Below are 15815 nucleotides of genomic sequence, written 5' to 3'. Positions count from 1 at the left end.
CTAAAATCTAAAATCTAAAATCTAAAATCGGATGACAGAAAATGTAATTTCACTAAAAAATGTTTCCAAATGCTTTAAGCGGTACGATCGTCCAGGAGACCGCTTAAAGGAAATTATTTACCCCACCAAAAAACTTGCTGACGAATTTTGGGCCCTACACGACATCAATCTGGAAATTCCTCAAGGACAAACTCTGGGAATCGTCGGCCGCAACGGTTCGGGGAAAAGCACTCTCCTGCAAATAATTGTGGGGACGCTCACACCTACTACAGGAAGCGTCGATGTTAAAGGCCGAGTCTCCGCTTTGTTGGAACTCGGAAGCGGGTTTAACCCGGAATTTACCGGGCGACAAAATGTGTTTTTTAACGCTCAGTTACTGGGATTCAATCAAAAAGAAACTGAAGAAAAGTTTGACGATATAGCTGCTTTTGCTGATATTGGCGATTTCATCGAACAGCCAGTCAAAACTTATTCTAGCGGTATGTTTGTCAGGCTAGCTTTTGCGGTTGCGACTAGCGTCGAGCCAGATATTTTGGTGGTTGACGAGGCGCTTTCGGTGGGGGACGAAGCTTTTCAACGCAAGTGTTTTGCCCGCTTGCAAAGCATTCAGGAAGGTGGCGGAACAATTTTATTTGTTTCTCATGCTGCTACTTCTGTGGTGCAACTTTGTACCTCGGCGATTTTAATGGATAGCGGTGAATTGCTGCTCGCTCACACGCCGAAGGTGGTAATTTCTAAGTATCAAAAGCTGATTTATGCCGATCCGGATCAGGTTCTGGGGTTGAAGTCAGATATTCGAGCTCTGAACCAACTGACAAAACAGGAAAGTCAAAACCAGCTTCAGGATGCTAATTTAGAAAGCACAAAGAGGGAAGTTAAACCGGAGCAACATCTCTCAAAACCGCAGGAATATTACGATGAATTTTACGATCCGGGGATGATACCGTCGAATACGGTAAGGTATCCGTCTCGTGGAGCGGAAATTATCAACCCCCACATCGAGACGCTGAAGGGAAATGTGGTAAATCACTTGCTCGGTCGTCAAGATTATATTTATACTTACTCTGTCACTTTTTCGCGGTCAACTTCCAAAGTTAGGTTTGGAATGTTGATTAAAACAATTAGTGGTTTTGAGTTGGCGGGTGCTTCTTTGAAGGCTTCTACTCAGTCAGTGAGGTATGTGGAAGCGGGAACGACAATTGTAGTAAAGTTTCATTTTAAATGTTTGCTGAATCCCGGTGTTTATTTTCTGAATGCTGGGGTTGTGGGAACGGTAGATGGAGATTTAACTTATCTGGATCGCTGTGTTGATGTGGCGATGTTTAGAGTTCAGTCTTGTACTGAGTCCTGCGGTAACGGCATCGTTGACTTGCTGATCGAACCGTGTTTAACTGTTGTTAATGCTGATACTCTAGTGAAAGAGCAGTCAACAGAGGTTATCTAAAATTCTGTAAAAAAAATGAGCGATATCAATTTAGATTTAGTCGAAAATCCCGTAATCAAAGCATTTATTCAAGATCAAACTAAGTTTCCCGAAAATTTTAAACTGAATATCTGCGAAGACGATGAAATGTATTTGTTCAGCTTGAACAACGTCAAAGACGATCGCGATCGGGCTTTGGTGCGCTATTATTCGATCGGGCGTCGCATCTTGGATACGGTTAAACAAGTTGTGGAATGGCATTTTGGCAGTTTTGAAAATGTACCTTCTTTTCTAGATTTTGCCTGCGGTTACGGTCGATTTACCAGGTTTTTGATTCAGGAAATACCGCCGGAACGAATTTGGGTTTCTGATATTTATGCTAACGCGGTTAAGTTTCAAACTGAATACTTGGGCGTCAACGGTATTGTCTCAACTGGAAAACCCGAAAATTATTTAATTGACCGCAAGTTTGACTGCATTCTGGCTAATTCTTTTTTCAGCCATATGCCGGAAAGAACTTTTACAAGTTGGTTGCAAAATTTGTACGATTTGTTGACTCCTAACGGCATTTTGATGTTCAGCGTTCACGATGAGTGTTTGCGCTTAGCCAATATAGAAATGCCGGCTAATGGTATTTTGTTTAGTGCTCAAAGCGAAAGCCAGTCTTTAGATAAGGAGGAATACGGCACAACTTATGTAACTGAAAAGTTTGTGAGAGAATGTGTCGAGAGAGTTAGCGGAGGCAAAGCTTTTGTTCACCGCATCAAAAAAGGCATATGCAGATTTCAGGATTTGTATGTTGTCACAAATGAGCTAGTTAGAGATTTTTCGGAGTTGAATTTCAATCACCACCCAGAAGGATATATTGATGTTGCTGCTTTTACGAATAAGGAGAATTTGTATCTGGAAGGATGGGTAGCTGATGTGAATCTCAACGGTCGAGTTGAGGATCTGCAAGTGCTGGTAAACGGGGAGGTTGTACAGAGGTGCGAGCCTTTTTACGATCGCCCGGATGTGGCTGGATATTTTGAAACTGATGGGGCTCTGCAGTCGGGGTGGAGCTGTTATTTACCCAAAAACACTGTAGGGTTGCAGGATGTGTTAATAGTCAAAGCAATCAACAACTATGGTTGGGAATGGATTCTGGAAACTTGCACTGTAAAATCGCTGATTAACCAAAGACAATCGCAGTCTTTATTGGGTTCTACTCAGACAAAACTCAAATTACTTGAGACTCAGTTAGAGTCGGCTAGGATTGAATGGGATCAAAATCAAAGTAAGTTAATGATTACTGAAACAAAGTTGGAAGAATCTCAAACAAATTTGCAAGAAACTCAAAGTCAATTAGTTGCAGCTCAAATGCAATTGGAGCAAACTCAACATCAGTTAGTATCTGTGCAAACGCAGTTGGAAAAAACCGAAAATCAGCTAATTAATCTGAAGCAAGAACTAGAGCAAGCGAAGTGTAGGGTTTTGGCAATGGAAAGCAGCAAGTTCTGGAAGCTCAGAAGCGCGTGGTTTCAAGTCAGGCGAAAGCTGGGCTTAGCGGGAGATTAGTGAGTAAATTTGGTTGGTGTGGGAATTAGGGCGAGGGAGATAAATTGTGAGTACAAATGACAGCAAACCGTCGGTTTTTATTGTTACCGGAATGCACCGTTCCGGTACGTCTTTAACAGCTTCTTTGTTTCAGAAAGTTGGGGTTGATATTGGCAAAAAGTTAGTGGGCCCGGCCGACGGAAATGTGAAAGGTCATTTCGAGAATGTTGATTTTGTGGAGTTCCACAAAAGTGTTTTGCGATCGCACGGTATTGATGAACTCGGATGTACGTTTGAAAAAACGATTCCGGTAGCAGCAGAATACGTGGAAATCGCCAAAAGGGCGATCGAGCAAAATCAACTTCCTCACAAACATTGGGGTTGGAAAGACCCGCGAACAGCCCTTTTTTGGGATTTTTGGCTGAATTTGCTCCCCGAAGCTAATTTTATCTGTGTTTATCGATCGCCCTGGGAAGTAGTTGATTCCCTTTACCGCCGGGGAACCGATGTCAGCTTGCTGCAAAATCCCGAAATGGCAGTAAAAATGTGGATTCACTACAATCAAAAAGTTTTAGAACTTTACGAACGTTTCCCCCATCGCTGTCTCCTAGCCAACGTTTACCCCATCGGCAACACTCCTGAACTTTTCCTCGATCGAGTTAACGAAAAATTTAATGTTAACTTAGGTGCGATACCAGCCGACAATTTTGAAGAATCTTTATTAGTCAACGATATTGTCAAAAGTCACAGACCGAGTTTAATAGAAAAATATTTTCCCGAAGCCTTAGAACTATATCAACTTTTGGAAACCCAAGCTGGCAATCTCAGCAGCGAATCGAAAGGTGCGATCGATCGAGTTATTCATTTCCCAGCCTCTCCATTCTGGCCATTTGAAGATTGGCTAAAAATCCGCTTGCTGGAAAAACAGCAAAAAACCAGCTATTCCGAACTCAAACAGTGGCAAGAACAATTTCACCAGGCCCAGGCGAAAGTGTTGGGATTAGAGACAGAATTAGGATCAACTCAAGTACAGCTTGCAGGCAAAGAATCAAATTTTCAAGAAGCTTTAGCAAAACTCCTCGGATTAGAAACAGAATTAGGACAAACTCAGGTACAGCTTGCCGGCAAAGAATCGCAATTTCAAGAAGCTTTAGCAAAAGTCTTAAAATTAGAAGCAGACTTAGGGGAAACTCAGGTACAGCTTGCCGGCAAAGAATCGCAATTTCAAGAAGCTTTAGCAAAACTCCTCGGATTAGAAACAGAATTAGGACAAACTCAGGTACAGCTTGCCGGCAAAGAATCGCAATTTCAAACAGCTTTAGCAAAAGTATTAGAATTAGAAGCAGACTTAGGGCAAACTCAGGTACAATTTGAAGAAACTGAATTTATATTGCAGCAAAAGTTAGCTGAGTTAATTCAGTTAGAAACAGCACAAAGTCAAAATCAGGAAAGATTAAAGGATACTCAGGAAAAATTAGAACACTCCCGCCTGGAAAATGAAAAGTTTCGGGCAGAACTTGCTATCATCAAGTCTTCACTAGGGTGGCAACTGAGAGAAAAGTTGTGGGAAGTTCAGCGCCAAATCCGCGACTTGTTCCCTAAATTTATTTTTTCCTTAGATCGACCAACTACTTGGCAAGTTTGTGATTCCAAGCTGCTAATTGTGGGCTGGGTTTTTAACCAAAAAAGAGAGACTACAGCAGTCCGCGCCCGAATTAAAGACCAGAGTTTCGCGGGGGTTTACGGCCTAGATAGAAGTGATATAGCGCTAGCACACTCTCATATTCCGGCTGCGAAGAACTCAGGTTTTACAATTGAATTGGAAGCGCCTGCGGGACGGCACGAAGTGCTACTGGAAGCGCAAGATGAGCGAGGTAAATGGCATTTGTTGGCAGCTTATCCGTTGTTAGTTTCAACGATTCAAGCATCGTTAGATGTACCGGTGGTGTGGGAACAGCGTCAGGGTCAAATTTTGTTTGCAGGTTGGTGCTGCCACCACGATCGCAAAATTGCTAAATTAAGCTTGTTGTGCGGCGATACTTCTGTAGAATGCGCCTACGGTTTGCGGCGAAAAGATGTCGGCGAAGTGTTTCCCGACTGGGTTAACAGTTCGGAAAGCGGTTTTGAGGCCCTTGTCGATTTGCCGCCAGGGGAATGGCACGTTTCTCTGCAAGCTGAGTTAGAAACCGGGGAAATTTTGTCTTTTCAAGCGCCGAAAAAATTGACAGTGCGGCGCTACCATATCTGGCAGCGAAGTGCAGATAAGTTTGAGGAGTTATCAAGGTTTACAGCCGCTATTCAGCAGCGGGCGAGGGAGAGAAAACAGCGTCTTGGGAGAATTGTGCCCTTGCCCTGGGAAATTGTGAAAGTGCTCCGCCAGTTGGGGAAGATTTATCGGCAGCAAAAACAGTTTACTGCGCCGGGGGAATTACTGCCACCTGCGGGTTTTGTGGTGCCTCAACCTATTGATAGATATGACGCTTGGCTGGAGGTGAATCAGTGGAACGAGCACGCCCGCGATTATTTGATTTCTCGGTTAAAATCCTGCCGGGAGCCCCTGCCAAAAATTTCGGTAGTAATGCCAGTTTACAACCCGCAGATAGATTTTCTCGAAAGTGCGATCGACAGCGTAATCAATCAAGTTTATCCAAACTGGGAACTCTGCATTGCCGACGATTGCAGCACCGATTTAACTGTTGCTGAATCTTTGAAAAGCTGGGGTCAAAAGGACGATCGTATCCGCATCACATTTCGTACAGAAAACGGCAACATCAGCGCAGCAACCAACAGCGCCGCCGCCCTCGCAACAGGCGACATCATCCTGTTTTTAGACAACGACGACGAACTAACTCCCGACGCATTAGGCGAAGTCGCCTTATATTTTGCCGCCCATCCAGCCACAGATTTTCTCTATTCCGACGACGACAAAATCGACACTAAAGGCCGCCGATTCGCCCCGCAATTCAAACCGGAATGGTCGCCGGAACTGCTGCTTTCCTATATGTATCTCGGTCATTTGTGCGCCGTCAGAAGACACATTTTTGAAGAAATAGGCGGTTTGCGAATCGGTTTTGAAGGCTCGCAAGATTACGATTTTGCCTTGAGAGCCACCGAAATTTCTCGCCACGTCGCCCACCTGCCGCTAGTGCTGTATCACTGGCGAACCGCACCCGGTTCTACAGCCATATCTGGAGCCGCGAAACCCGCCAGTTTTTCCGCAGGTCAAAAAGCCATTCAAGACGCACTAAACCGCCGCCAAATTAACGGCAATGTCGCTCAGCACGCATGGGCTATTAAAGAAAATTTGGGCATATTTGCCCAGGATTTCCCGGATAACGGCCCGTCAGTAACGGTAATTATTCCTACTAAAAATCAGCTCCAATTGCTGAAATCATGTCTGGATTCTCTAGAAACTACAACATACAAAAATTATCAAGTTGCCGTTATCGACAACGAAAGCGACGATCCGAAAACTCTGGAATATTTAAAGCAATTAAATTGCCAAGTTTTGCATATAAAAAATCCTGGGGGCAAGTTTAGTTTTGCAGCAATTAACAACCGCGCTGTCGAACAAGTTGACAGCGAATATGTGTTGTTTTTGAACAACGATACTGAAGTAATTAACCCCCGCTGGCTGAGTCAAATGGTGGGATACGCTCAAATTCCCGCTGTGGGTGCAGTCGGCGCGCGGCTGTTATATCCCGACGGCAGAATTCAGCACGCGGGCGTAATTCACGGGCTGCATCACGGTTTGGCGGGTCACGCTTTTAAGCTGATGGACAAGAATAATCGAGGCTATCTTTCTCAAGCGATGGTAACGCGAAATTACTCTGCGGTAACAGCCGCTTGCACGATTACTCCACGTCAATTGTTCTTAGAATTGGGCGGTTTTGATGAGGAGAATTTTGCTGTTGCTTACAATGATGTAGATTACGGATACCGATTGTTAGAACGGGGTTATCGGTGCGTATATTGTCCCGATGCGGAGTTGTTGCACAAAGAAGGAACTTCTAGGGGTTTTACCGACAATCCTCAAGAAGTGGCGGCTTTTAGGCGTAAGTATGCGGGCAAAAATGACAGTTTTTACAGTCCTCATTTGTCTTTAGAAGATGAGTATTTTCATATTCAACCTCGACGGGTTTTTATGAAGGAAGAAGGTTCGGCAACGAGCAATGTACGGGATGTAACGGATGTAACGGATGTAACCGATAAGGAAGAACGCAAATTTAGTGATTCTGGTTGGTTGGAAGCAGAAGCAGAGAATTTGATTCATCCTATCAAAGTTTTGATGTGCAGCAATTCGCTGGATTTTACTGGGGCGCCCCTGCATCAGTACGAAATCGCGGTGAAATTGGCGGCTGAGGGTGTGGTTAAGCCGATCGTACTTTGCACCACAGACGGGCCCCTGCGTCAAGCTTACGAACAGCAGGGAATTGAAGTAATTGTGCGCGACAATCCTCTCGAACACATCTATCAGCGCGATGCTTATGATGAAGCTATCCGCAGTTTTAGCACAGAAATTGCCAGTTTAAAAGTAGATGCAATTTATGCCAATACTTTAGAAAACTTTTTTGTAGTTGATGCGGCGCGACAACTCGGAATTCCTACAGTGTGGAACGTGCACGAAAGCGAACCTTGGCAAACTTATTTTAACAGGTTTGGTTCGGAGATTGCGGCGAGAGCTTTAGAGTGTTTTCGCTTTCCTTACAAAGTTATTTTTGTGGCGGATGCCACGCGGGACAGGTATTTGCCTCTCAACAGCCACCACAATTTTACGGTGATTCACAACGGCTTAGATTTAAGCAAATTGGAAAATTTGGATAATTCTGAATTAGCTAGAAAAACTTTAGGTGTTGCGGCGGAAGATGTGGTAATTTTGCTGCTGGGAACGGTATGCGAACGCAAAGGACAGCAGGATTTAGTTAAGGCACTTTCACTTTTACCTGATAAATGGCACAATAAAATTAGGTGTTTTATTGTGGGCGATCGCCCCAGTATTTACAGCAATAAATTAGCCGATTTAGTGGGGGAATTGCCAGCAGAGTTGCGGCAAAGGGTGACAGTAGTCCCGGAAACTGGGGAGACGGTAAAATATTACAAAGCGGCTGATATTTTTGTTTGCACTTCTCGCGTCGAAAGTTTTCCAAGAGTGATTTTGGAGGCGATGGCTTGCGATTTGCCAATTGTTACATCGCCAGTTTTTGGGATTAAAGAACAAGTGCGGCCTGGAATTAATGGTTTGTTTTATACGCCCGATCGCCCGGACGAATTAGTTGCAGCTTTGATTAGTTTATTGGAGGATAAATCTTTGCGACAGCAGTTAGCTGACAACGCTAAATATGTCTTGGATTCACTTAATACTTTTGAGGAAATGACTCAAGCTTATGCAGAGATTTTTTGCGAAGCATATTTCAGCCGTCATTAGTCATTTTACAGTGCCAGCGTCCCCCCCAGTGAAGGGCAGTAACTCACCTCGTAGACTTTTGGCAGGATTTAATATAATTTGCCAAGAATTGCGGAACATATTGAAAATTGAGCCATCAATACTATAAAATAATCAAAAATGAACGATGATAAAATGACCGATCGCCCAAGAGTAGATTATGAAAGGGCCTGGGACAGTTACGCCCAACAGTGGCAAAAAACTAATGCCGAACTTGCCTATATTGGCGACGAATGGATAGGTAAAGCTGCCGGTGCCGCCAACTCCTTAGCCGAATACGAAGCGCTGATAGAACAGCAATTTATTGCACCGTACATCAAAAAAGAACATACGGTTTTAGAAATTGGTATCGGCGGGGGAAAAACTGGTTCGCTGTTGCTGAAATACTGCGATCGACTAATTTGTGCCGACATTTCCAGTCAAATGCTGCAAGCAGCCCGATCGCGCTTGGGGTGCGATCGCGTTTCTTACGTCAAACTCGACGGTTTAACATTAGACGGCATCGCCCCAGGTTCAGCGGATGTCTGCTTTTGTTACGATACAATGGTACACGTAGAGCCGGTAGATATATTCAACTACCTGACTCGAATTCCCAAACTGCTGCGGGGCGATCGAATTTGCGTGTTTCACCACACAAATATTTTTAGCGAATTAGGGTGGCAAAAATTCGCCAGCGAGTGGGACAAAAACTTGCTAGGGCACCGAGACGGCACAGCATTTTCAGTGATGACTGATACAATTATGGAAAAATTTCTCCATCATTTAAACTATGAAATCATCCTGAAAAATACATCTTCAGTACCGCGAGATTGCGTCTGGATCTGCAAAGCGCCAACCCCTAATGAATAAAACCAAAGCTTTTTAGCCGCCTCAAAATATTTTATTCCAACTAACAACAGTCAACAGTCAATCGATTTTAGATTTTAGATTTTAGATTTTAGATTGTTATCAGTCAACAGTCAACAGTCAACAGTCAACAGTCAATCGATTTTAGATTTTAGATTGTTATCAGTCAACAGTCAACAGACAACAGACAACAGTCAACAGTCAACAGTCAACAGACAACTGACAATGAAAGCATTATTTCTCCATCCCAACTTCCCCGCCCAATACCGCCACATTATCACGGCTTTAGGCGCAGATCCCAAAAATCAAATTGTTTTCGGCACTAAAAACGAGCGCCCAGAGTGGAACATTCCCGGCGTTCGCAAAGCAGCATTTACCCCCAGCCGAGAACCCCACGCGCAGACTCACCAATACGTCCGCCCTTTAGAAAGTGCCGTCATCTACGGACAAGCCGTATTTAGAATGGCAGAACAACTCAAAGCAGACGGTTTCGTACCCGATATTATCTGCGGACATTCCGGTTGGGGGCCGACATTGTTTGTCAAAGAAGCTTTTCCAAATACGCCGCTTTTGTGCTATTTCGAGTGGTTTTATCATGCTATTGGTTCAGACGCAGATTTCGACCCAGCGGAACCTTTAACAGTTGACGATATGGCCAGAATTAGAATCAAAAATGCGCCGATTTTGATCGATTTATACTCTTGCGATTGGGGTTTATCACCAACTTATTGGCAGCGATCGCAATTTCCCCCAGAATTACAACAAAAATTATCCACACTCCACGACGGCGTAGATACCGATTACTTCAAACCAGACCCCGGTGCTAAACTGGTTTTGCCTAACTTAGACTTGTCTGGCGTTGATGAAATTGTCACCTACGTATCGCGGGGAATGGAACCTTACCGGGGTTTTCCCGAATTCATTGAGTCGATCGCCTATGTACAAGAACGCCGCCCCAACTGTCACGTAGTAATCGTTGGTTCAGAAAGAGTTTGTTACGGTCGTTCTTTACCCAACGGCGAGTCTTACAAAGACTATATGCTCAAAAAAGTACCGCTAGATTTATCGCGAGTTCACTTTGTCGGGCCCCTACCTTACGGACTGTATTTAAAAGTAATTCAAGCATCCGACGTACACGTTTATTTGACCAGACCTTTTGTGCTATCTTGGTCTATGATTGAATCTCTATCAACCGGATGTTTAGTAATCGGTTCCGACACAGGGCCAGTCAGAGAAGTTATCCGCGACGGAGAAAACGGTTTGCTAGTCGATTACTTCTCACCGAAACAAGTAGCCGATCGCATTGATGAAGTTTTAGACCATCCTACCCGCATGGCAGAAATTCGCGTCAAAGCCCGTCAAACCGCCCTAGAACGCTACAGTTTAGCTAAAATGCTGCCGCAACATTTACAACTGATCGAGCAAGTAGCAAATCGTTCCATGCCGCCTACAGTTGGTATGGAACCAGAACGGGAATTAGCAGCATCTTTTGCAGTGAGAATTTAGCAATAAAGGGTAGTCCTGCATAGTCAGGACTACGCCAATTTTAACAGGAAGAAATGGCTGTACTTGCTTGAAAGTAACCATTTTTGTTACTATTGTTAAAACCCAAATAAATTCCCATGAAATCAACTACTAGGGCGCTGAAAGAATGGAATGTAGCAGTTAATGCTTTGGAACAAGGTCAAACCATTGTGCTGTTGCGGAAGGGGGGAATTCGCGAGCAAGCAGGACAGTTCAATGTCACTGAAAAACAGGTTTTGCTGTATCCAACTTTTGAACACCAACAGCCGGATTTATTAAAGCCGGAGTTTGCACATCAAGTCCAGAAAGTTGAATCTGGTTGGCATCCTGAAGTTATTAGAATTGGCAGTTGGGCGGAGATTACTGATGTTTTTTTGGTAGCTTGGGAACCGGCAATTACTGCGCTATTTCCGTACCATATTTGGAATGAAAAATTTGTAAGCGATCGCCTGAAATGGAAACAAACTCAGCCAATTTATATTTTATTGCTGCGGGCTTATCGCCTTGCAGAAATCCGCGAAATTCCCTACACTCCTGAATACGGCGGTTGCCGTTCTTGGATCGATTTGGCCGATGCTATTTCCCTGGAGGGAAGCCAAGCTGTTTTGAGCGATCGAGAGTACATTGAACGCTCAAATGAAATCCGCAATCTGATAGCGAATCCTGCGAATGCTTCTGGTTCGCAGAGAGTGACAACGCTGACGGAAGGTAGTCAGGATTTTACTCCTCATTAATAGTTTTTAAGGTACTTTTCGAGAGGCGCGCTTCTACCAAACCCAGCCCAAAATCCGCAACTAATGCCATTAAAGCGGCCGGAATTGCCCCAGCCAAAAGTAACTGATTGTTGACGGTAGCAACGCCCCGGAAAATAAACACCCCCAAGCCGCCGGCACCAATTGCAGCGGCGATTGTAGCGAGTCCGATCGCAATTACCGCAGCAACTCGCACCCCCGCCAGAATCACGCCCAGCGCCAGGGGAATTTCCACTTGCCATAACAGTTGCATATCAGTCATCCCCATGCCTCTTCCCGCTTCCGTAATCGCTGGATCGACGCCGACAATCCCAGTATAAGTATTGCGGATAATAGGCAGTAAAGAATACAGAGTGAGGGCGATAATTGCCGTGCGATCGCCTATTCCACCCACTACCGGCACCGGGATTAGCAAGCCAAACAAAGCTAAACTGGGAATTGTTTGCATAATATTAGCAAATCCCAAAATTGGCTTTTTCAATTTAGGTTTTCTCGTGGCTAAAATTCCCAGGGGCATCCCCACAATAATAGCGATAAAAATTGCAACAGTTACTAAATATAAGTGTTCACTGGCGCGCTGAATTATCTCAGCGCCATAGCGGTTGATAAAAATTATCATTAGGTAATTGGTTCTTGCTGATTGCTGTCAACCTTATAAATCATTTTCTATTTCAGGACTTGGTTCACCAGGATAGAAGCGAGAGTCCAAAATTTCCTCTAAGCTGTAAAGGCAATTTTGAGGAAATGTTTTGAGAGGCAAATCGGTTTCTCCTACTGCCAAATCTCTACCGTTTTGATAAGCTTCTTGGAAAGCTTCTTGCAAGTAAGGTTTCAGACTTGGGTTATCTTGTATCAGTCTCTGAGTGTCCCGCCGCTGCACTCGAATTGTAGACAACCAGCTACGACTCCGCTGCTGGGGCTGATATTGCCACTTCAGCAAATGTCCCAGCAAAATGCTCAAACGATTTCTAAGTTCTTGACGTTCCTGTTTGCCCAAAGATTCAATCTCCTCAATTAAATTTGGCAAGTCAAGTTGACTCCACTGACACTTGCGAAGTAACTTGGCTTGTTCTTGCGTCCAAGCATAGAAGTCTGTCTCGTAAAGACTGTGCATCGTTTGATTATCAGCTTAGTTACTAAAACTATATTATCAAATTTTTGCTAAATTATTCAAATTTAGCTACTTGCAAACATTCAAGAAATGCCCCCGCTTCTGGATGCTGAGATTTGAGAAAATCATCAGGTGTTGCCAATTCAATCAACCGTCCATCTTGCATCAAACCAATTCTAGAAGCTAACAAAAAAGCTTCTTGAATGCCGTGAGTCACAAAAATCACAGTTTTGCCAAGTTGCTGCTGTAATTGACCGAATTCCCGCTGCAATTCCAGACGAGTAATCGGGTCTAAAGCACCAAACGGTTCATCCATTAACAATATCGGAGGGTCAGCCGCCAGTGCTCTGGCGACGCCTACCCGCTGCCGCTGTCCGCCGGATAACTGATGCGGATAGCGTTTGGCGAAGTGCTGGGGGTCGAGGTTGACTAATTCTAACAGTTGGCGGACGCGAGATTGAATACGATCGCCCTCCCAACCTTCTAATCTTGGCACTAAACCGACGTTTTGCTCGACGGTAAAATGGGGAAACAAACCAATTTCTTGAATGACATAACCAATTTTTCGGCGCAGTTGAATTGGGTTCCATTGAGTTGTCGGTTTTCCCATGACAAGAACTTCGCCGCTGCTTGGCGTTAGTAAATTGTTAATCAATTTCATGGTAGTAGTTTTGCCACTCCCGCTGCGTCCCAGCAATACTAAAACTTCTCCTTGCAGCACTTTGAAATTGAGTTTGTCTACTAAATGCCTGCGGTTGAGGCGATATGTCACGTCGAGGCATTCGACAGCAACTTCATTATTGAGAGGCATGATTAGTTCCGGTGATTTTGGTTTTAATAAATCGTCAATTGGCTAGCGTCGCGGGACAATCCAAAATCTAAAATCTAAAATCTAAAATCTAAAATTGTCTTGGTTTTGCCATTCTAGCAGTAAGGCTCGACATTGGAGGCAAGTTAATTTTTTGAGCAAGTCGCGAATTCCGTCTGGGGTGACAGGATATTCAGCACCGATAAATTCGGGGTTTACTGTTGCTGTCGGGTGCAATTCTGCAACAAAACCGTAGAGTTTTTGATTGGAGAATGAGCTGTTTATCGCCCAGCCGATATTGTTAATCGGTTCGAGGCGGGCGATCGCACTTTCTGTCACGCCTAATTCTTTCTTGATTATAGCTGGAACGGCTGCTGCTGGCGTGGCTTCGGCTGGTACGCGACCGCCGGGAAAATCCAAGGTTGCTTCTGCCACGCCGGGGCGATACATCGGTGAGGGAAACAGCAATTTGTCAGCTTGAATTGTCAAGATCACAACTGAATCTGCTCTTTCTACTCGCCAATATTCTACTGTTTTTCCTTCGGTTGTTTCGAGATGTTCCGCGATTAGTTTTACCCAATGAGAGTTGATCTCTACAAAGCGATCTAGAGTTTTCCACTGGGATTTTGCAGTTTGGTTCATGTGGGAATTTTTGGAATAAATCAGATGTTGTTTGCTATGGTAGGCGATCGTTGCCGAGCGCAACAATAAGCTGTTCACCATTTAAATCTCAGAGGCTATCTATGCCAGTAAAGGGTTTCAGGCTCTGAAATACGCAGTTTAAATGCTAAACAGCTTAGCCGATCGACCTTTTCAGCTTTGAGCCCGTTTTTTCCTCTCGATTGTAAATTTTTGCTACAACCTTACACATTCGCCTAGATAATTCCGTAACATAGACTACATAATCAAAGTTTATCTGCGCCGGCGCTCTGGGTTGTTGCAACCCCGACCTGGTTCAGAGTCTTAGCCCAAAAGGAGTTGTGATGAAACTGCAAACAGATATTCGTACTTGGCAATCCCAACCAACGCCCGGAAGCTTCGCCAATGTCCGCGACTGGGAAAAATTTGGCTGCGCCGTACCTGCACCAAAATTGACTCCTTCTATGTGGGTTAAATTGTTCAACCCGCCAACGGCATTCAGCTTTGACGAAGCGTGGCTGTTGTGTGAATCTTCGGAAGAACAGTGGCTAGCTTGGATTCCTGATTATGGCGAAATTTTACTGAGTACACATGAATTTTGCGCTACTAAATCGTGAATTACGCAGACAAACTTTCATAAACCGGGTGTTAAAATCCATATCCCTCCGGTTCCACGGGATTTTTGGGAAACAAGCTGGTTTCTGCCTAATTATCTCGTTTGCAGTGAGGAATGCAAGTCCTTAAACTTTGATAAGGACTTGCATTCCTCACTACAAACCTCTTATATGATGTCGTTTCAGCCGATATCATATAAGTCCTAATAGATATTAATTGAAATTTCGCCAACAAAAAGAGCAATAGGTTTCCTATTGCTCTTTTTGTTCAAAAACACTCTCTAGTTTTTATCTTTAGATAGCGGAAGTTATATCAACTGGCTTCGATTGACCCCAATATCGCTGCGGTGACGGGTTTACTGTATCGATGCTTGCATGGGAGATATTGGTGAACCCGCCCTTACAGCAATTACGGTCAATTTAGCCCCTGTGATATTGCTGGCTTATTTGCAAACTGCACGGTTATTTGCGTTTCTGACAATCGTGCCTACTCTACCATTAATCTGAATCGGGTTCTTGGTGCTGGCTCGAATCAAGAGTGGTTGTTTTGCCAGACATTCTCTGATTGATGCTGCCCAGGCGGTGAGAGCTCCGGTGTATTCTGTACGACCCGCTGGGGCGCGAAACTGATCGGTAATTAGGAAATCCGAGGTGATGCTAGTGTCAGTACCAACATTGGTAATAATTGGAAAATCAAAGGCTCTGGGCAAGGTTCTGTCCTGGATTCTGCCCGGTACTAACTGGTATTTCTTCGATCCACCCTTGTAGTCAATACCTGCTTGAGGGCTGGTGGGAGGGCTTGTTTGAGCTAAGGCGGGAACAGGCAAGCTTGCTACCAAAACGGTGCAGACACTCCAAAATAATTTCGATTTCATTCGATTCATCTCCTCAACTTTATGACGATTAGCACTAATTTAGGTATGCTCAAAATACACTAGCTTTTATTGAGAAAGCGCCTGATGATATTGAGCTTTTGAGTTTGAGTTCAACTTACCTAATTTATTACCAAACATTCTCAAAAATGTTAAAACTGGTTGGCCTGACCAACTGTAGAAAAGTTTCAGTTGAGTTAGATATTTACACATCTGAAGTTGTTACAGCATTGGGGAGTCGGTTTTA

At 44.2% G+C, this 15815-nt stretch carries 12 protein-coding genes; 7 read left to right on the top strand and 5 right to left on the bottom strand.

Features of this window, described 5'->3' with window-relative positions; genetic code table 11:
* Positions 1-31: 31 nt before the first annotated feature.
* The 6 genes from QUA88_RS16300 (at position 32) to QUA88_RS16275 (ending at position 11506) form a co-directional block, all read left to right on the top strand.
* Positions 32-1444: an ABC transporter ATP-binding protein gene (locus QUA88_RS16300; protein ID WP_333053521.1), complete on the top strand. Its 1413-nt coding sequence runs from the start codon at positions 32-34 to the stop codon at positions 1442-1444.
* Positions 1445-1459: 15 nt separating this feature from the next.
* Positions 1460-2980 carry a methyltransferase gene (locus QUA88_RS16295; RefSeq protein WP_333053522.1) on the top strand — a complete coding sequence of 507 codons (1521 nt, stop codon included), beginning with the start codon at positions 1460-1462 and terminating at the stop codon, positions 2978-2980.
* Positions 2981-3026: 46 nt separating this feature from the next.
* The gene (locus tag QUA88_RS16290) at positions 3027-8384 is read left to right on the top strand and encodes a glycosyltransferase (RefSeq protein ID WP_333272608.1); all 5358 of its coding nucleotides are present in this window, start codon (positions 3027-3029) and stop codon (positions 8382-8384) included.
* A gap of 138 nt (positions 8385-8522) precedes the next feature.
* On the top strand, positions 8523-9251 hold the full coding sequence (locus tag QUA88_RS16285) for a class I SAM-dependent methyltransferase (RefSeq protein ID WP_333233893.1): 729 nt from the start codon (positions 8523-8525) through the stop codon (positions 9249-9251).
* A gap of 222 nt (positions 9252-9473) precedes the next feature.
* Complete coding sequence (locus tag QUA88_RS16280) at positions 9474-10754, top strand: glycosyltransferase family 4 protein (protein ID WP_333044909.1); 1281 nt, start codon at positions 9474-9476, stop codon at positions 10752-10754.
* A 116-nt stretch (positions 10755-10870) separates the two neighbouring features.
* Positions 10871-11506, top strand: coding sequence for a DUF1802 family protein (locus tag QUA88_RS16275; RefSeq protein ID WP_333272604.1), 636 nt, complete (start codon positions 10871-10873; stop codon positions 11504-11506).
* Here the strand turns inward: QUA88_RS16275 and QUA88_RS16270 are convergent.
* The 4 genes from QUA88_RS16270 to QUA88_RS16255 all read right to left on the bottom strand — a co-directional run bounded on the left by QUA88_RS16270 (position 11493) and on the right by QUA88_RS16255 (position 14166).
* Positions 11493-12143 (bottom strand): ABC transporter permease, encoded by a 651-nt coding sequence (locus QUA88_RS16270; RefSeq protein ID WP_333053526.1) that lies wholly within the window; start codon positions 12141-12143, stop codon positions 11493-11495. The two genes, QUA88_RS16275 and QUA88_RS16270, sit on opposite strands and share 14 nt — an antisense overlap.
* Before the next feature lie 33 nt (positions 12144-12176).
* Positions 12177-12638 carry a DUF29 domain-containing protein gene (locus QUA88_RS16265; RefSeq protein WP_333053528.1) on the bottom strand — a complete coding sequence of 154 codons (462 nt, stop codon included), beginning with the start codon at positions 12636-12638 and terminating at the stop codon, positions 12177-12179.
* A gap of 52 nt (positions 12639-12690) precedes the next feature.
* A complete protein-coding gene (locus QUA88_RS16260; protein WP_333208958.1) occupies positions 12691-13446 on the bottom strand; it encodes an ATP-binding cassette domain-containing protein in 756 nt (251 codons plus the stop codon).
* Positions 13447-13527: 81 nt separating this feature from the next.
* The gene (locus tag QUA88_RS16255) at positions 13528-14166 is read right to left on the bottom strand and encodes an NUDIX hydrolase (RefSeq protein ID WP_333272601.1); all 639 of its coding nucleotides are present in this window, start codon (positions 14164-14166) and stop codon (positions 13528-13530) included.
* Between the two features lie 260 nt (positions 14167-14426).
* On the opposite strand from QUA88_RS16255, the gene QUA88_RS16250 reads away from it, so the two are divergent.
* Positions 14427-14699 carry a hypothetical protein gene (locus tag QUA88_RS16250; RefSeq protein WP_333272598.1) on the top strand — a complete coding sequence of 91 codons (273 nt, stop codon included), beginning with the start codon at positions 14427-14429 and terminating at the stop codon, positions 14697-14699.
* Between the two features lie 440 nt (positions 14700-15139).
* On the opposite strand, the gene QUA88_RS16245 is transcribed toward QUA88_RS16250, so the two are convergent.
* The gene (locus QUA88_RS16245) at positions 15140-15571 is read right to left on the bottom strand and encodes a hypothetical protein (RefSeq protein WP_333208954.1); all 432 of its coding nucleotides are present in this window, start codon (positions 15569-15571) and stop codon (positions 15140-15142) included.
* Positions 15572-15815 lie beyond the last annotated feature (244 nt).

It is taken from the genome of Microcoleus sp. D3_18_C2 (assembly GCF_036702395.1).
Classification (GTDB): domain Bacteria; phylum Cyanobacteriota; class Cyanobacteriia; order Cyanobacteriales; family Microcoleaceae; genus Microcoleus.
Note: the sequence above shows the minus strand (reverse complement) of the source record. Positions and strands in the feature narration are given on the sequence as shown.

Excerpts from the sequence above, each read along its gene's own strand:
- QUA88_RS16300 (WP_333053521.1), top strand. The coding sequence starts at position 32 with ATGACAGAAAATGTAATTTCACTAAAAAATGTTTCCAAATGCTTTAAG.
- QUA88_RS16295 (WP_333053522.1), top strand. The coding sequence starts at position 1,460 with ATGAGCGATATCAATTTAGATTTAGTCGAAAATCCCGTAATCAAAGCA.
- QUA88_RS16285 (WP_333233893.1), top strand. The coding sequence starts at position 8,523 with ATGAACGATGATAAAATGACCGATCGCCCAAGAGTAGATTATGAAAGG.
- QUA88_RS16280 (WP_333044909.1), top strand. The coding sequence starts at position 9,474 with ATGAAAGCATTATTTCTCCATCCCAACTTCCCCGCCCAATACCGCCAC.
- QUA88_RS16275 (WP_333272604.1), top strand. The coding sequence starts at position 10,871 with ATGAAATCAACTACTAGGGCGCTGAAAGAATGGAATGTAGCAGTTAAT.
- QUA88_RS16270 (WP_333053526.1), bottom strand. The coding sequence starts at position 12,143 with ATGATAATTTTTATCAACCGCTATGGCGCTGAGATAATTCAGCGCGCC.
- QUA88_RS16265 (WP_333053528.1), bottom strand. The coding sequence starts at position 12,638 with ATGCACAGTCTTTACGAGACAGACTTCTATGCTTGGACGCAAGAACAA.
- QUA88_RS16260 (WP_333208958.1), bottom strand. The coding sequence starts at position 13,446 with ATGCCTCTCAATAATGAAGTTGCTGTCGAATGCCTCGACGTGACATAT.
- QUA88_RS16255 (WP_333272601.1), bottom strand. The coding sequence starts at position 14,166 with ATGGTGAACAGCTTATTGTTGCGCTCGGCAACGATCGCCTACCATAGC.
- QUA88_RS16250 (WP_333272598.1), top strand. The coding sequence starts at position 14,427 with ATGAAACTGCAAACAGATATTCGTACTTGGCAATCCCAACCAACGCCC.
- QUA88_RS16245 (WP_333208954.1), bottom strand. The coding sequence starts at position 15,571 with ATGAAATCGAAATTATTTTGGAGTGTCTGCACCGTTTTGGTAGCAAGC.